This is a genomic window from Undibacter mobilis, from assembly GCF_003367195.1.
Lineage (GTDB): Bacteria > Pseudomonadota > Alphaproteobacteria > Rhizobiales > Xanthobacteraceae > Pseudolabrys > Pseudolabrys mobilis.
On record NZ_QRGO01000001.1, the window covers coordinates 2,731,525 to 2,748,297 of the forward strand.

Consider the following 16,773-nt stretch of genomic DNA (forward strand, 5'->3'; position numbering starts at 1 on the left):
GCCGGGCCTTGTGCCCGGCCTTTTTTTGAGCGATTGCCGCGCCATTTCTTAAATTTTTCTGAAATCAGCCCTTTACCGAGACGGGCGCCGCGCTCTTGCTTTCTAATCGTTTTCCTGAGGTTCGCGCGCTGACCGCGCGTTGGGAGACGTTGCGGTGTTGGGACAGTCGTGCGGGAAGTCGGCCCGAGCTGTGTGCGGTCATGCCGCGCACCGGCTGCGTCACGCATGGCTGGCCGGCGCGGCGCTGACTGTGGCCGTCTGGCCGGCGGCCGCCCAGACCGCCCAGACCTGGAACGGCAGCGCCAGCACCGACTGGTTCACCGCCGGCAACTGGGACAGCACCACCGCGCCTGTGGCCGGTGACAGCGCCACGCTCGACACCGTCACGCCGAATTCCACCGTGCTCAGTGGCGCGGCCGGCGGTTATTCGGCGGTCGATCTCAACGGCCTCAATGTCGGCTTCACGGCGACGGGCCGCTTGACCGTCAACAACGGCGCCAGTGTCACCATCACCAACAACATTGCCGTCGTCGGCGGCGGAATGTCCGGCCCTGCCACCAGTGCGAATGGCACGGTCATCCTCGACGGTGCCGGCACGACCTTCACTGTGACCGGAGCGCCGACATCCGGTGGCATGGTCGTCGTCGGTGCGACCGGGACCGGCGCCTTCACCGTCCAGAATGGTGCGGCGGCGACGTCGGTCGACAGCTATGTCGGCCATCTGCAAGGCGCGAGCGGCACCGTCACCGTCAACAACGGCACGTGGACCAACAGTCACGACAGCTTCATCGGCAATTTTGGCACCGGCGTCTTCAATCTTTCAAACGGCGGCACGGTGAACGTCGGCCACGATACCGTTATCGGCGCCAACACCGAGGGTAGCGGCACCATCAACATTTCGGGTGCCGGCTCGGTCTGGACCACGACGCGCTATACAGTCCTCGGTGGCAGTGTCGGAACGCCCGGCATCGGTGGTGCCGCGACGCTCAACGTATCCAACGGTGGCACCTACACCGCCAACGACCAGATGTTCGTCGGGCTTGTCGGCTCTGGCACGGTGAACGTCACCAGCGGCGGTCAGGTCAACACGACCAGCGGCGTGGCCTATTTCGGCTACAGCGCCGGCGCGACCGCCACGGTGATCATCGATGGCACCGGCTCGGCCTGGAACGACACAGGCTCCGGTCTGGTGATTGGCGGCAATGACGGCACTACGGCCGGCGGCAATGCCACGATCACGGTGCGCAACGGTGGCGCGCTGAACAGCGGCGACGTCATTCTCGGCAACGACAGCACGAATAGAAGCCGGGGCACGGTGACTGTTACCGGTCTCGGCTCGACGTGGAATGCCAACAACGTCTTCGTCGGCTGGAACAGCATCGGCACGGTCAATATTCTTGATCGCGCCACCTTCGCCGTTAACACGGATCTGTCGATCGGCACCTGCAACTGCTCGTCCGGCACGATGACGGTCAGCGGCGGATCGACCGTGACGATCGGCAATAACTGGACCGTCGGCGAAGCCGCCGGCGGCACCGCTGTCATGACCATCACGGGCGCCGGCACGTCGGTCACCGCCACCGGCGATCTGCAGGTCGGCAGCCTCGGCATCGGCACCTTGAATGTGCAGGATGGCGGATCGGCGACGGCGGCCAACATCTATGTCGGTTTCGGCAACGGCTCCAGCGGCACGCTCAACGTCAGCGGCGGCGCTTCACTGACCGCCACCGGCGATCTGACGGTTGGCGACAACGGCACCGGCATTCTCAACGTGCGGAGCGGCGCGGCCGTGACGGCGGTCAACGGCATCATCGGCAACAATGCCAGTTCAAGCGGTGTCGTCAGCGTCTCGGGCGCGGGCTCGACCGCGACCTTCACCGGCGGTCTGATCGTCGGACTGGGCGGCGTAGGTACCGGCGCGCTCGCGATCGCCGATGGCGGCATCGTCAATGTCACCGGCAACACGCTCAACGGCGATAGCGTCACGGTCGGCGCGGGCAGCGTGCTCAACACCGGCAATTATGCGGGGACCGCGGGCGTGACGACCAGCATTGGTCTGCGCAGTTCGTCCTCCGGCCGGATCAATGCCAGCGGCGGCGGCACGACACTGGGCGGCACATTGGTCATCACCGGCCACAACAGCATCCGCACAACCTACACGCTGGTGCAAAGCGGCGGTCTCGGCGGCAGTACCTTTAACGCCGTCACCTATGCGATGGCGTTACGCAATCCGGTGCTCACCTACACGGCGGGCGACGTGTTGCTCACGGTCGATGCCTATCAGCTCGCGCCGGCATTGCCGTCGAATGCGACCGACAACCAGCGCGCCGTCGCGCAGGCAATGGACGGTGTGGTCGCGGCGGGCACAACGCTGCCTTCCGGTCTCGATTATGTATTCAATCTTTCCGGCGATGCGCTGCTGGGGGCGCTGACGCAGCTCTCCGGCGAGATCGGCGCGGCGCCGTTGCAGGCCAGCCTTGCTGCGTCGAACCAGTTCATGAATCTGCTGGTCGTGCAGGGCGGCGGATCGGCGGGCGGTGGCGGAGCCAGCGGCTATGCGGCGGAGGTGAAGCTCGACCCGCGCGCGGCCGACGCTTACGCAGCCGTGACGCCGCGCGACCGTCGCATGCCGGACTTCAACTCGCGCTGGAGCGCGTGGGGCGCGGGCTATGGCGGCAGTTCGACGGTGAAGGGCGATGCCCGCACCGGTTCGAGCGACACCACCAGCCGGGTATATGGTCTTGCCGCCGGCGCCGAGTATCGATTTGCGGCGGACACGGTCGCCGGCTTTGCGATGGGCGGGGCAGGGTCCAGCTTCGGCGTGTCCGGCGGCAGCGGGCGGGCCGACATATTCCAGGCCGGCGTCTACATGCGCCATCAAGCCGGCGCGGCTTATGTTTCCGGCGCGCTGGGCTACGGCTGGCAGCAGGTCACCACCGACCGCACGGTCACGGTGTCGGGCACCGACAGGCTCGAGGCAAGTTTCAACGCGCAGACTTTCGCCGCGCGAGTTGAAAGCGGCTATCGCTTTGTCACGTCTTGGATGGGCGTGACGCCTTATGCCGGCCTGCAATCGACAACCTTCTTCATGCCGTCTTATGCCGAGAGCGCGGTGAGCGGCAGCAATCAGTTTGCCTTGTCCTACGGCGCGCGTTCGTTCACCGCGACGCGCGGCGAACTGGGCGCCCGCTTCGACAAGGCGGCGATGCTTGGCGACAAGCCGATCGTGCTCAAGAGCAAGCTGGCCTGGGCGCACGACTGGAATAACAGTCCGGCGGCCACCGCGACGTTTCAGCAACTGCCTGGCGCGACGTTCACCGTCGAGGGCGCGGCGCCGGCGGCAAATTCCGCGCTCATCTCGTTCGGTGCCGACATCGCTCTTGGTCGCGGCTGGTCGGCCGGCGCCGCATTCGATGGCGAGTTCTCGCGTACGACGGCAAGCTACGCGGGCAAGGGCAGCTTGCGGTATGCGTGGTAAGCGGCGGCGCTACGGTCTGTTTTTGTTCTCTCAGGCGCCGGGTGACTGCACTTCAGTCAATTGACCGAATCAGCCGCAATGAATTTCATGCAGCCCCATGCGTCTGCCGGAAGTCTTCAAGCGACAGTTCAAGGATGTTGAACTCGTGCGTATGTCGAACGGGGATTACTGCCTCGTTCGTCCGCTCGGCCTCGTGCCGGGCGGCAAGGGCATGCGCCACCACGAGAACCTGCTGCGCCTGACGGCCACCGGCATTGCCTCGAAACTGTGGTCTGTTGCGCGCCATCGCTTTGGCGCTGCGGTTGTTGCCGAGGCGACGCGCGAACTGGCGCGCCAGCCGATTGCGGTGCGGCGGCCGGATCGACCTGGCGGTCAGTAGCCAAGGGCTGCGCTGATCAGGATTTCGCAGTAGCCATTTCGCGCATCGGTGCACGGCTGAGTTCGTTGCCGGCGTCGATCGCCTTGTGCAGCAGACGCATCAGTTCTTTGGACTCCGATGCGGTCAGCCCGCGCAGCATGCTTTTTTGCGCCGCGACGACCGCGGGCTCGATGCCCCGCAAGGTTTTCTTGCCGGTGGCCGTGATCTGCAATTCATGGGCGCGCCGGTCGCGCGGACTCGGTTGCCGGACCACCAGACCCTTCTGCACCAGCCGGTCCACCACACCGGTGATGGTGGTGCGGTCATAGGCAATGAGGCCGGCCAAAGTCGCCTGATCGAGGCCGGCGCGCATCGAAATCGCCGCCAGCGCCGCATACTGCACCGGAGTCAGATCATAGCCGGCGGCTTCCACCTCGGCATGAAACACGGCGACCGCGATCTGCTGGAAGCGTCGCGCCAGATGGCCGGGCTTTTCATTGAGTTCGCTCACAGCCGTCCCTCCGCCGGTTTGACACGTATACTGATAATCAGCATACTGATCAATATCAAAAGCGACCGCCGCGCCAACAAGGCGGCAGGGCAAAGTTCAGGGCCGGGGAGGCGTCATGCAGTTTCATCTCAACGGTTTCGAGCCGGGCGATCCTTCGATTGCCGATCCGGAGTTGCGTTTGCCGCCGGCCGGCTCGGTGGGCGCGCTGCCGAGGAAAGTCGATGTACTCATCGTCGGCTGCGGCCCGGCTGGGCTGACGCTTGCGGCTCAGTTGTCGGCGTTCCCCGATATCAAGACCTGCATTGTGGAGCAGAAGCCCGGGCCGCTGTTGCGCGGCCAGGCCGACGGCATTGCCTGCCGCACCGTGGAGATGTTCGAAGCCTTTGGCTTCTCGGAGCGCGTTCTCAAGGAAGCCTGCTGGATCAACGAGACGACATTCTGGCGGCCGGACGACAAGCAGCCCGCGCACATTGTGCGCTCGGGCCGCATCCAGGATGTCGAGGATGGCCTGTCGGAATTCCCCCATGTCGTGCTTAATCAGGCGCGCGTCCATGACTTCTATCTCGATGTCATGCGCCGGTCGGCCGCGAAGATCGAGCCTTACTATTCGCGCCGCCTCGTCGACCTCGAAATAAGCGATAGCAACGATGCCGATGCGCATCGCGTCACCGCGCGCATCGAGCACATGAAGGAAGGCCAGTATCCGGAGATCGAAACGGTGCAGGCGCGCTATGTCGTCGGTTGTGACGGCGCCCGCAGCGCGGTGCGCAAGTCGATCGGGCGCACCCTGCAGGGCGACTCCGCCAATCATGCCTGGGGTGTGATGGACGTGCTCGCGGGCACCGATTTCCCCGATGTGCGCATGAAGTGCCTGATCCAGTCGGCGAAGGATGGCTCGGTGATCATTATCCCTCGCGAGGGCGGTTATCTGTTCCGCATCTATGTCGAGATGGACAAGCTCGCCGAGCACGAACGCGTATCCGATCGCAAGATCGTGGCCGAGGATGTGATCGCGGCCGCGCAGCGCGTTTTCAGGCCCTATACGCTCGACGTGAAAGAAGTGGCGTGGTGGTCGGTTTATGAGATCGGCCAGCGCCTCTGCGACAAGTTCGACGATGTCGCGGACGGCGCCGACGCCGTGCCCTGCGTCTTCATCGCGGGCGACGCCTGCCACACCCATTCACCGAAAGCCGGGCAGGGCATGAATGTATCGATGCAGGACGGCTTCAATCTCGGCTGGAAGCTCGCCGCGGTGCTGCGCAAGCGCGCCGCACCGCATCTGCTCAAAACCTATTCCGCCGAGCGGCACGCCGTTGCCAAAGAGCTGATCGACTTCGACCGCGAATGGGCGCAGGTCATTTCGTCGTCCAAGGGCGCCGATCCGGCCGAGACGCAGCGCTATTTCGTTCAGCACGGCCGCTACACCGCCGGCACTGCAACCCGTTATCGGCCGGTGCTGCTCACCGGCGAGGCGACGCATCAGTATCTCGCCAAGGGCTTCGCCATCGGAATGCGATTTCACTCGGCGCCGGTGATCCGCGTCGCCGACGCCATGGCGGTCGAACTCGGGCACACGGTGAAGGCCGATGGCCGCTGGCGCCTCTTGGCCTTTGCGCCGAAGGGCGATGCCGGGCAGGCCGGTGGCCCGATCCGGGCGTTGTGCGAGTTTCTGGGCGGCTCGCCGGACTCGCCGGTGCGTCACTACACGCCAAAGGGCGCCGATATTGACGCGGTCATCGACCTCCGCGCCGTGTTTCAGCAGGGCCACCGCGACATCGACGTTGGCGGGCTCCCCGCGCTGCTGCGTCCGGCCAAGGGCAAATTCGGGCTGACCGACTACGAAAAGGCCTTTGCTCCTGACTTGAAGGGCGGCCGGGATATTTTCGACCGGCGCGGCATCGACCGGGAGCGCGGCTGTCTGGTCGTGGTCCGACCGGACCAATATGTTGGCCAGGTGCTGCCGCTGGACGGTTTCGGGGAGCTTTCGGCCTATTTCGGCGGCTTCCTGGTGCCTCAGGCCTGATCTACTGAGGGAATTTCCGTAAAATTCCCCCTTGGCAAGGGCGGCGGAAGACACTAAACGTGTCCCCGAGGGCGTGCCGGCCCAATTGTCGGCATGCCTTTGCGCGTCTCTCAATCTCAATGGTGATCGGAAAACAGTCCTTTTAGAAAGCCTGATGGTCTTCTGGAAGGGGTTCCGGCGTCATTTCGGTGACGTCACCTGAGAAAAAAGAGCGCGGACCTGTCCAAGACTGCCGGTGCCGATGGCTCCTCTTGAGCCTGACGCTTAATCCCCGCGACGGGACCAGCACAGACGGGGATGAGACACTGATTTTGCGTTCCTATGCAGGGCGCCGGATCGGTTCGAACCTCGGATACCGATGCATGACGGCGGTCAGATTCATGACCGAAGTTCATGTTCGGGGGCAGGCTTCGTGGTTGTCCTGCCTAACTGCGTCCACTTGTGGCGCCGATTGCGGGATGGCCGGACGTAACCCGGTGGTTCCCGCAACGTGCGGAAGCCGCCAAACCGGAAAGAGCTTGCAGTGGATCGAGCGGCAAAAAAGGAGTCCATCGCCGAGCTGACCGAGGTCTTCAAGACCTCGTCGGTCGTCGTCGTGGCTCACTATGCCGGCCTCACCGTCGCCCAGATGCAGCAGCTGCGTAAGCAGATGCGGCAGGCTGGTGGTTCGGTGAAGGTCGCGAAAAACCGTCTCGCCCAAATCGCTCTCAAGGACACCGACGTCGCCTCGATCGCGCCCCTTCTGAAGGGGCCGACGGTTCTTGCTTATTCCAAGGACCCGATCGCTGCGCCGAAGGTTGCATCCGATTTTGCCAAGGCGAACGAACAGTTCGTCATCCTCGGCGGATCGATGGGCAAGACTGCCCTGGACCAGAACGGCGTGAAGGCGCTCGCCTCGCTGCCGTCGCTGGACGAACTGCGTGCCAAGATCCTCGGCCTCCTCGTGGCGCCGGCGACCAAGATCGCGCAGCTCACCAACGCTCCCGCGGCCAAGGTCGCGCGCGTTGTCCAGGCATATGCCTCCAAGGGCGAAGCGGCCTGACGGCCTACTGAAACAACCCAACTGGTTCGAAACCGATAGGAACTACGAAAATGGCTGACCTGCAGAAGATCGTCGACGAATTGTCGAGCCTGACCGTCCTCGAAGCGGCGGATCTGGCGAAGATGCTGGAAGAGAAGTGGGGCGTCTCGGCTGCCGCTGCTGTTGCCGTGGCTGCTGGCCCGGCCGGCGCCGCCGGTGGCGCTGCCGCCGAAGAGAAGACCGAGTTCACCGTCGTTCTCGCCTCGGCTGGCGACAAGAAGATCGAAGTGATCAAGGAAGTGCGTGCTCTCACCGGTCTTGGCCTCAAGGAAGCCAAGGACCTGGTCGAAGGCGCGCCGAAGACCGTCAAGGAAGGCGTTGCCAAGGACGAGGCCGAGAAGATCAAGGCCACGCTCGAGAAGGTCGGCGCCAAGGTTGACCTCAAGTAACCCTAGGTTACTTGGGCGAAATCCCCGGGCGAGCGTCAGCGATACCCGGGGATTGCTGCAGTTTTCGATTCTCGGGCCGGCGCGAGCCGGTCCGGGGGTCGTAAAAGATCGAAGGCTGACTATCTAGGGGAAGTGCCGGGTTACCAAGAGCCCGCCATTTCCGACAAACGATCGATATTCCCGGGAGTTACGCCCGAGGATGTCGGACTTAAAAGAGCCGGGCCAGCCTCGACCGCAAGGTCGATCCGGGCTCAGCCGCCACGAGCCGCCCTTAAGAGTGGTCCTGGTTCCTGACTTTGTGAAGTGAGTGCGGTTCGGACGTCCTTTCCGAATCGCTTAAGAGAACCGGGTAGCCCCCGACGCCTGTCCTGATTGCCGCGATGGAATGCGGCTTTTCGGAGAGGCGCCCGCGCTTACCCCGAAAACAATTGAGAGAAACAAACGATGGCGCAGACGTTCACCGGTCGCAAGCGCGTACGCAAATTTTTCGGGTCGATCAAAGAAGTTGCGGAGATGCCGAACCTCATCGAGGTTCAGAAGGCTTCCTATGACCAGTTCCTGATGGTCAATGAGCCGGAAGGCGGTCGTCTCGACGAAGGTCTGCAGGCCGTGTTCCGTTCGGTCTTCCCGATCTCGGACTTCTCCGGCTCGTCGATGCTGGAATTCGTCAAGTACGAGTTCGAACAGCCCAAGTACGATGTCGACGAGTGCCGCCAGCGTGGCATGACCTTTGCCGCGCCGCTGAAGGTGACGCTGCGCCTCATCGTGTTCGATATCGATGAAGAGACGGGCGCCAAGTCGGTCAAGGACATCAAGGAGCAGGATGTCTACATGGGCGATATCCCGCTCATGACGTCGAACGGCACCTTCATCGTCAACGGCACCGAGCGCGTCATCGTCTCGCAGATGCACCGTTCGCCGGGTGTATTCTTCGATCACGACAAGGGCAAGACGCACTCGTCGGGCAAGCTGCTGTTCGCCGCCCGCATCATTCCGTATCGCGGTTCCTGGCTTGACGTCGAATTCGACGCCAAGGACATCGTCTATGCGCGTATCGATCGCCGCCGCAAGATTCCGGTGACGTCGCTGCTCTACGCGCTCGGCCTCGACGGCGAGGCGATCCTCGCGACGTTCTACAAGCACGTCAATTACAAGCGCACCAAGGACGGCTGGCGTGTGCCCTTCGATGCCAACCGCATGAAGGGCTACAAGGCGGTCAACGATCTCGTTGACGCCGACACCGGCAAGGTTGTGGTCGAAGCCGGCAAGAAGCTCTCGGTGCGTCAGGCTCGGCAGCTTGCGGAAAAAGGCCTCAAGGCGCTGCGCATGGCCGACGAGGAGCTGATCGGCCACTACGTCGCCGAAGACCTCGTCAACGTGAAGACTGGTGAGATCTATCTCGAAGCCGGCTCCGAACTCGATGAGAAGAACCTCAAGGTTCTCACTGAAGCCGGTTACAAGGAACTGCCGCTGCTCGACATCGACCACGTCAATGTCGGCGCCTACATCCGCAACACGCTGACGATCGACAAGAACATGACGCGCGAAGACGCGCTGTTCGACATCTATCGCGTCATGCGTCCGGGTGAGCCGCCGACGGTGGACACCGCCGAGGCGATGTTCCGTTCGCTGTTCTTCGACAGCGAGCGTTACGATCTTTCGGCCGTCGGTCGCGTGAAGATGAACATGCGCCTCGAGCTCGACGCGCCGGACACCATGCGCGTTCTGCGCAAGGAAGACATCCTCTCGGTCATCAAGACGCTGGTCGACCTGCGCGATGGCAAGGGCGAGATCGACGACATCGACAATCTCGGCAATCGCCGCGTGCGCTCGGTCGGCGAGCTCATGGAGAACCAGTACCGCATCGGTCTGTTGCGCATGGAGCGTGCGATCAAGGAGCGTATGTCGTCGGTCGATATCGACACCGTCATGCCGCAGGACCTGATCAACGCCAAGCCTGCCGCCGCCGCGGTGCGCGAATTCTTCGGCTCGTCGCAGCTCTCGCAGTTCATGGACCAGACCAACCCGCTCAGCGAGATCACCCATAAGCGCCGCCTGTCGGCGCTTGGCCCGGGCGGTCTGACGCGCGAGCGTGCAGGCTTCGAAGTGCGCGACGTGCATCCGACGCATTACGGCCGCATCTGCCCGATCGAAACGCCGGAAGGTCCGAACATCGGTCTGATCAACTCGCTCGCGACTTTCGCGCGCGTGAACAAGTATGGCTTCGTTGAGACGCCGTATCGCAAGGTGAAGGACGGCCGCGTCACCGACGAGGTGATCTATCTTTCGGCGGTGGAAGAGGGCCGTTACTCGGTCGCCCAGGCGAACGCTCCGGTCGACGCCAAGGGTAAGTTCACCGACGAGATGATTATCTGCCGCGACGGTTCGAACCGCGACGTTCACCCGGTTCCGCGGGAGAAGGTCGACTTCATGGACGTGTCGCCGAAGCAGCTCGTGTCGGTCGCTGCGGCGCTCATCCCGTTCCTCGAGAACGATGACGCCAACCGCGCGCTGATGGGCTCGAACATGCAGCGCCAGGCGGTGCCGCTGGTTCGCGCCGAAGCGCCGTTCGTCGGCACCGGCATGGAAAGCGTCGTTGCCCGTGACTCGGGCGCGGCCATTGCCGCGCGCCGCGCCGGCGTCATCGACCAGGTAGACGCCACGCGTATCGTTGTGCGCGCCACCGGCGAGATGGACCCGACCAAGCCGGGCGTCGATATCTATCGGCTGATGAAGTACCAGCGCTCGAACCAATCGACCTGCATCAACCAGCGTCCGCTGGTGAAGGTCGGCGATCGCGTCGAAAAGGGCGACATCATCGCGGACGGTCCGTCGACCGACCTCGGCGAACTCGCGCTCGGCCGCAACGTGCTCGTCGCGTTCATGCCGTGGAATGGCTACAACTTCGAAGACTCGATCCTGCTCTCCGAGCGGATCGTGAAGGAAGACGTGTTCACCTCCATTCACATCGAAGAGTTCGAGGTGATGGCGCGTGACACCAAGCTCGGCCCCGAGGAAATCACTCGTGACATTCCGAACGTTTCGGAAGAAGCGCTGAAGAACCTCGACGAAGCCGGCATCGTATACATCGGGGCGGAAGTCCACGCCGGCGACATCCTCTGCGGCAAGATCACGCCGAAGGGCGAGAGCCCGATGACGCCGGAAGAAAAGCTTCTGCGCGCCATCTTCGGCGAGAAGGCCTCTGACGTTCGCGACACCTCGCTCCGCGTGCCTCCGGGCGTGCAGGGTACCGTCGTCGAAGTGCGGGTCTTCAACCGCCATGGCGTCGAGAAGGACGAGCGCGCGCTCGCCATCGAACGCGAGGAGATCGAGCGTCTCGCCAAGGACCGCGACGACGAGCAGGCGATCCTCGACCGTAACGTTTACGGCCGTCTCGCTGAACTGCTCGAAGGCCGTCAGGGCATTGCGGGTCCGAAGGGCTTCAAGAAGGACAGCAAGATTACCAAGGCGGTGCTGGATGAGTATCCGCGCTCGCAGTGGTGGCTGTTCGCTTCGCCGAACGACAAGCTGATGGCCGAGATCGAAGCGATCCGGAAGCAGTACGACGAGTCCAAGAAGCTGCTCGAGCAGCGCTTCCTCGACAAGGTCGAGAAGCTGCAGCGTGGCGACGAGCTGCCGCCCGGCGTGATGAAGATGGTCAAGGTCTTCGTTGCGGTGAAGCGCAAGATCCAGCCCGGCGACAAGATGGCCGGTCGTCACGGCAACAAGGGTGTGGTGTCGCGCATCGTGCCGATCGAGGACATGCCGTTCCTCGCCGACGGTACGCATGTCGATATCGTGCTCAATCCGCTCGGCGTGCCGAGCCGCATGAACGTGGGTCAGATCCTCGAGACGCATCTCGGCTGGGCTTGCGCCGGGCTCGGTCTTAAGATCGGGCAGGCGGTCGATGCCTATAATCTCAAGCACGACGCCAAGCCGCTCAAGGAGATGCTCAAGAAGGTCTATGGCGAAGACGAGACCATCAAGTCGCTCGACGAGGACGGCCTGATCGAACTCGGCAACAACCTTCGTCACGGCGTTCCGATTGCGACGCCAGTGTTCGACGGCGCCAAGGAAAGCGACATCGAGAGCATGCTCGAACTTGCGGGCCAGAACCAGTCGGGTCAGTCGACCGTCTATGACGGCCGCACCGGTGAGGCCTTCGATCGCAACGTCACGGTCGGCTACATCTACATGCTGAAGCTGCACCATCTCGTGGACGACAAGATCCACGCCCGTTCGATCGGTCCGTACTCGCTGGTTACCCAGCAGCCGCTCGGTGGCAAGGCGCAGTTCGGTGGCCAGCGTTTCGGCGAAATGGAGGTCTGGGCGCTCGAGGCTTACGGCGCCGCCTACACGTTGCAGGAAATGCTGACGGTGAAGTCGGACGACGTCGCCGGCCGCACCAAGGTGTACGAGGCGATCGTGCGCGGCGACGACACGTTCGAAGCGGGTATCCCCGAGTCGTTCAACGTGCTGGTCAAGGAAATGCGTTCGCTCGGCCTCAACGTCGACCTGCACAACTCCAAGGCCCCGGGTCTCGGCCAGGGACCGACGGCGGAAGCCGCCGAATAACAAGAGCGATTGCCGGGCCCGTCACGGACGCGGCCCGGCGTTCACGCCTTTGTTTTGAATTTGCGGCCGGCGGCATGCCGGCATAGCGGAGAAGAATATGAACCAAGAGATCATGAATCTTTTCAGCCCGACGACGCCGGCTCAGGTCTTCGACCAGATCCGCATCTCGATCGCGAGCCCTGAGAAGATTTTGTCGTGGTCCTACGGCGAGATCAAAAAGCCCGAGACGATCAACTACCGGACCTTCAAGCCCGAGCGCGACGGCCTGTTCTGCGCTCGCATCTTCGGGCCGATCAAGGACTACGAGTGCTTGTGCGGCAAGTACAAGCGCATGAAGTACAAGGGCATCATCTGCGAAAAGTGCTCGGTCGAAGTGACCTTATCGCGCGTGCGCCGCGAGCGCATGGGCCACATCGAGTTGGCCGCGCCGGTGGCGCATATCTGGTTCCTCAAGTCGCTGCCGAGCCGCATCGGCATGCTGCTCGACATGACGCTTAAGGATCTCGAGCGCATCCTGTACTTCGAGTATTACGTCGTGCTCGAGCCGGGCCTGACCCCGCTCAAGGATCGTCAGTTGCTGTCGGAGGACGAGTACCTCAAGGCGCAGGAAGAGTACGGCCCGGATTCCTTCACCGCCGCGATCGGTGCCGAAGCGATCCGTGAGCTGCTCAAGGGCATGGACCTGGAGAAGCTCCAGGTCGAACTGCGTGCGGAGCTGTCCGAGACCGATAGCGACATCAAGAAGAAGAAGCTCGCCAAGCGCCTCAAGCTGATCGAGGCCTTCGTCGCGTCCGGCAACAAGCCGGAGTGGATGATCCTGACCGTGGTGCCGGTGATCCCGCCGGACCTGCGTCCGCTGGTCCCGCTGGACGGCGGCCGCTTCGCCACGTCCGATCTCAACGATCTCTACCGCCGCGTCATCAACCGCAACAACCGTCTGAAGCGGCTGATCGAATTGCGCGCGCCGGACATCATCATCCGCAACGAAAAGCGCATGCTGCAGGAAGCGGTCGATGCGCTGTTCGATAACGGCCGCCGCGGTCGCGTCATCACCGGGGCCAACAAGCGTCCGCTGAAGTCGCTCGCCGACATGCTCAAGGGCAAGCAGGGCCGGTTCCGCCAGAACCTGCTCGGCAAGCGCGTCGACTATTCGGGCCGTTCGGTGATCGTGGTCGGTCCCGAGCTCAAGCTGCACCAGTGCGGCCTGCCGAAGAAAATGGCGCTCGAACTGTTCAAACCGTTCATCTACTCGCGGCTCGATGCCAAGGGCCTGTCGACGACGGTGAAGCAGGCCAAGAAGCTGGTCGAGAAGGAAAAGCCGGAAGTCTGGGACATCCTCGACGAGGTGATCCGCGAGCATCCGGTGCTGCTCAACCGCGCGCCGACGTTGCACCGCCTTGGCATCCAGGCCTTCGAGCCGGTGCTCATCGAGGGCAAGGCGATCCAGCTGCATCCGCTGGTCTGTGCCGCGTTCAATGCCGACTTCGACGGCGACCAGATGGCCGTGCACGTTCCGCTGTCGCTTGAAGCGCAGCTGGAAGCGCGCGTCCTGATGATGTCGACCAACAACATCCTGCATCCGGCGAACGGCCAGCCGATCATCGTGCCGTCGCAGGACATCGTGCTCGGCCTGTACTACCTGTCGCTGATCCGCGAAGGTTCGCCCGGCGAGGGCAAGATCTTCGGCGACATGGCCGACATCGAGCACGCGCTCAACGTCAAGGCGATCTCGCTGCACTCCAAGATCAAGTATCGCTGGGAGGGCCTTGGCCCCGACGGCACGCTGATCAAGAAGTGGTACGAGACCACGCCGGGCCGCGTGCTGCTCGGCAACGTGCTGCCCAAGAACGTCAAGGCGCCGTTCGACATCGTCAACAAGCTCATGACTAAGCGTGAGATCTCGGCGATGATCGATACCGTCTACCGCCACTGCGGTCAGAAGGAGACGGTGATCTTCTGCGATCGCATCATGGCGCTCGGCTTCTATCACGCGTTCAAGGCCGGCATTTCGTTCGGCAAGGACGACATGGTGGTGCCGGCTTCTAAGTGGGCCACGGTCGACAAGACACGCGAACTCGCCAAGGAGTTCGAGCAGCAGTACAACGACGGCCTCATCACCCAAGGTGAGAAGTACAACAAGGTCGTCGACGCCTGGTCGAAGTCCACCGACGCCATCGCCGAGGCGATGATGAAGGAGATCTCCGCGGTCAAGAAGGACAAGGACGGCCGCGACATGCAGATCAACTCGATCTACATGATGGCCCACTCGGGCGCGCGCGGGTCGCCGGCCCAGATGCGTCAGCTCGCCGGTATGCGCGGCCTCATGGCCAAGCCGTCGGGCGAGATCATCGAGACGCCGATCATCTCGAACTTCAAGGAAGGCCTGTCCGTTCTCGAGTACTTCAACTCGACCCACGGCGCCCGCAAGGGTCTGGCCGACACCGCCTTGAAGACTGCGAACTCGGGCTACCTGACGCGTCGTCTCGTTGACGTGGCGCAGGACTGCATCATCACCGAGGCCGATTGCGGCTCCACCAACGGCATCGCTGTCCGCGCCATCATCGACGCAGGCACGGTGGTCGCTCCGCTGGCCATCCGTATCCTGGGCCGTACCACGGCCGAGGATATCAAGGACCCGAACACGGGCGCCGTGGTGATCAAGGCCAACACGCTGCTCACCGAGCCGGAAGTCGATCGCGTGGTGAAGGCGAGTGTGCAGGAGGTGAAGATCCGCTCCGTGCTCACCTGCGAAACCAAGATCGGCGTTTGCGGCGCGTGCTACGGCCGCGATCTGGCGCGTGGTACTCCGGTCAACATGGGCGAGGCGGTGGGCGTCATCGCCGCCCAGTCGATCGGCGAGCCGGGCACCCAGCTGACGATGCGTACGTTCCACATCGGCGGCGCCGCTCAGATCAACGAGCAGTCGTTCATCGAGTCGAACTTCGACGGCAAGATCGTCATCAAGAACAAGAACATTGCCCGTAACTCCGAAGGGCAGTCGATCGGCATGGTTCGCAACATGGTTGTGGCGGTGGTCGACCCCGACGGGACCGAGCGTGCCCATCATCGTATCCCTTACGGCGCGCGCATGCGTGTCGATGAGGGCGATCAGATCAAGCGCGGTCAGCGTATCGCCGAGTGGGATCCCTATACCCGCCCGATCCTCACCGAGGTCGACGGCACCGTCGATTTCGAGGACATGGTCGATGGTCTGTCGATGTCGGAACAGCTCGACGAATCGACCGGTATTGCCAAGCGCGTTGTCATCGACTGGCGCACGGGCTCGTCGCGTAACCAGGCGGACCTGCGTCCGGCCATGGTCGTCAAGGGCAAGGATGGCAGCATCCTCAAGCTGGCTCGCGGTGGCGAGGCACGTTACCTGCTCGCAGTCGACGCGATCATCTCGGTCGATCCCGGCAGCAGCGTGAAGGCGGGCGACATTCTCGCGCGTATTCCGACCGAAAGCGCCAAGACGCGTGACATCACCGGCGGTCTGCCGCGGGTGGCGGAGCTGTTCGAAGCGCGCAAGCCGAAGGATGCGGCGATCATCGCCGAGATCGGCGGCACGGTGCGGTTCGGCAAGGACTACAAGAACAAGCGCCGCATCACCATCGAGCCGACCGACAAGTCGCTCGAGCCGAAGGAGTACCTGATCCCGAAGGGCAAGCACATCCACTTGCAGGATGGCGACGTGCTCGAAAAGGGCGATTACATCGTCGAGGGCAATCCCGCTCCGCACGACATTCTCGCCATCAAGGGCGTCGAGGAACTGGCCGCTTACCTGGTCAACGAAATCCAGGAGGTCTATCGGTTGCAGGGCGTTATGATCAACGACAAGCACATCGAGGTGATCGTTCGCCAGATGCTGCAGAAGGTCGAGATCACCGACGCCGGCGAGACCGATCTTCTGGCCAGCGAGCAGGTCGATCGCAGCGATTTCGACGCGATCAACGCCAAGGCGGCCGAGGAGGGCAAGAAGCCCGCCGTCGGTCACCCGGTTCTGCTCGGCATCACCAAGGCGTCGCTGCAGACGCGGTCGTTCATCTCGGCGGCCTCGTTCCAGGAGACGACGCGCGTCCTCACCGAAGCCGCGGTCAACGGCAAGGCGGATACGCTCGACGGCCTCAAGGAGAACGTCATCGTCGGCCGCCTGATCCCGGCGGGTACCGGCGCCATGATGAACCAGCTCCGCGAAGTCGCCATGAAGCGCGACGCGCTCATCCTGGACGAACGCGAGAAGTCGGCCGCCAAGCAGGCTGCGACTCCGGTCGAAACCCCGGCGTTGCCGATGCCGTCCGTGGAATAAGCCAGCAGACGGTTGGCTTCGCCCGACGCGACAAGATCAAAGGCCGCCCTCC

General features: G+C 63.3%; 8 protein-coding genes. 7 read left to right on the forward strand and 1 reads right to left on the reverse strand.

What is annotated here, in order from left to right:
* Positions 1–250 precede the first annotated feature (250 nt).
* Together DXH78_RS12940 and DXH78_RS12945 are read left to right on the forward strand one after the other, a co-directional pair.
* Positions 251–3,478, forward strand: a complete 3,228-nt coding sequence (locus DXH78_RS12940) for an autotransporter domain-containing protein (protein WP_147292636.1) — start codon at positions 251–253, stop codon at positions 3,476–3,478.
* Between the two features lie 97 nt (positions 3,479–3,575).
* Positions 3,576–3,857, forward strand: coding sequence for a hypothetical protein (locus DXH78_RS12945; RefSeq protein WP_245416809.1), 282 nt, complete (start codon positions 3,576–3,578; stop codon positions 3,855–3,857).
* Positions 3,858–3,873: 16 nt separating this feature from the next.
* On the opposite strand, the gene DXH78_RS12950 is transcribed toward DXH78_RS12945, so the two are convergent.
* Complete coding sequence (locus DXH78_RS12950) at positions 3,874–4,347, reverse strand: MarR family winged helix-turn-helix transcriptional regulator (protein WP_115517423.1); 474 nt, start codon at positions 4,345–4,347, stop codon at positions 3,874–3,876.
* Between the two features lie 115 nt (positions 4,348–4,462).
* On the opposite strand from DXH78_RS12950, the gene DXH78_RS12955 reads away from it, so the two are divergent.
* From DXH78_RS12955 to rpoC, 5 genes are all read left to right on the forward strand, one after another.
* Entirely contained in the window at positions 4,463–6,370 is a 1,908-nt protein-coding gene (locus tag DXH78_RS12955; protein ID WP_115517424.1) for an FAD-binding monooxygenase, read from the forward strand.
* A 523-nt stretch (positions 6,371–6,893) separates the two neighbouring features.
* On the forward strand, positions 6,894–7,412 hold the full coding sequence (gene rplJ, locus DXH78_RS12960) for a 50S ribosomal protein L10 (protein ID WP_115517425.1): 519 nt from the start codon (positions 6,894–6,896) through the stop codon (positions 7,410–7,412).
* Positions 7,413–7,462: 50 nt separating this feature from the next.
* On the forward strand, positions 7,463–7,840 hold the full coding sequence (gene rplL / locus DXH78_RS12965; protein WP_115517426.1) for a 50S ribosomal protein L7/L12: 378 nt from the start codon (positions 7,463–7,465) through the stop codon (positions 7,838–7,840).
* Positions 7,841–8,284: 444 nt separating this feature from the next.
* Entirely contained in the window at positions 8,285–12,415 is a 4,131-nt protein-coding gene (gene rpoB, locus DXH78_RS12970) for a DNA-directed RNA polymerase subunit beta (RefSeq protein WP_115517427.1), read from the forward strand.
* Positions 12,416–12,512: 97 nt separating this feature from the next.
* A complete protein-coding gene (rpoC, locus tag DXH78_RS12975) occupies positions 12,513–16,721 on the forward strand; it encodes a DNA-directed RNA polymerase subunit beta' (protein ID WP_115517428.1) in 4,209 nt (1,402 codons plus the stop codon).
* Positions 16,722–16,773: the final 52 nt, after the last annotated feature.

What these genes read in the sequence shown, in the direction of transcription:
- DXH78_RS12945 (WP_245416809.1), top strand. Translation starts at nt 3,576, where the DNA reads ATGCGTCTGCCGGAAGTCTTCAAGCGACAGTTCAAGGATGTTGAACTC.
- DXH78_RS12955 (WP_115517424.1), top strand. Translation starts at nt 4,463, where the DNA reads ATGCAGTTTCATCTCAACGGTTTCGAGCCGGGCGATCCTTCGATTGCC.
- rplL (WP_115517426.1), top strand. Translation starts at nt 7,463, where the DNA reads ATGGCTGACCTGCAGAAGATCGTCGACGAATTGTCGAGCCTGACCGTC.
- rpoB (WP_115517427.1), top strand. Translation starts at nt 8,285, where the DNA reads ATGGCGCAGACGTTCACCGGTCGCAAGCGCGTACGCAAATTTTTCGGG.
- rpoC (WP_115517428.1), top strand. Translation starts at nt 12,513, where the DNA reads ATGAACCAAGAGATCATGAATCTTTTCAGCCCGACGACGCCGGCTCAG.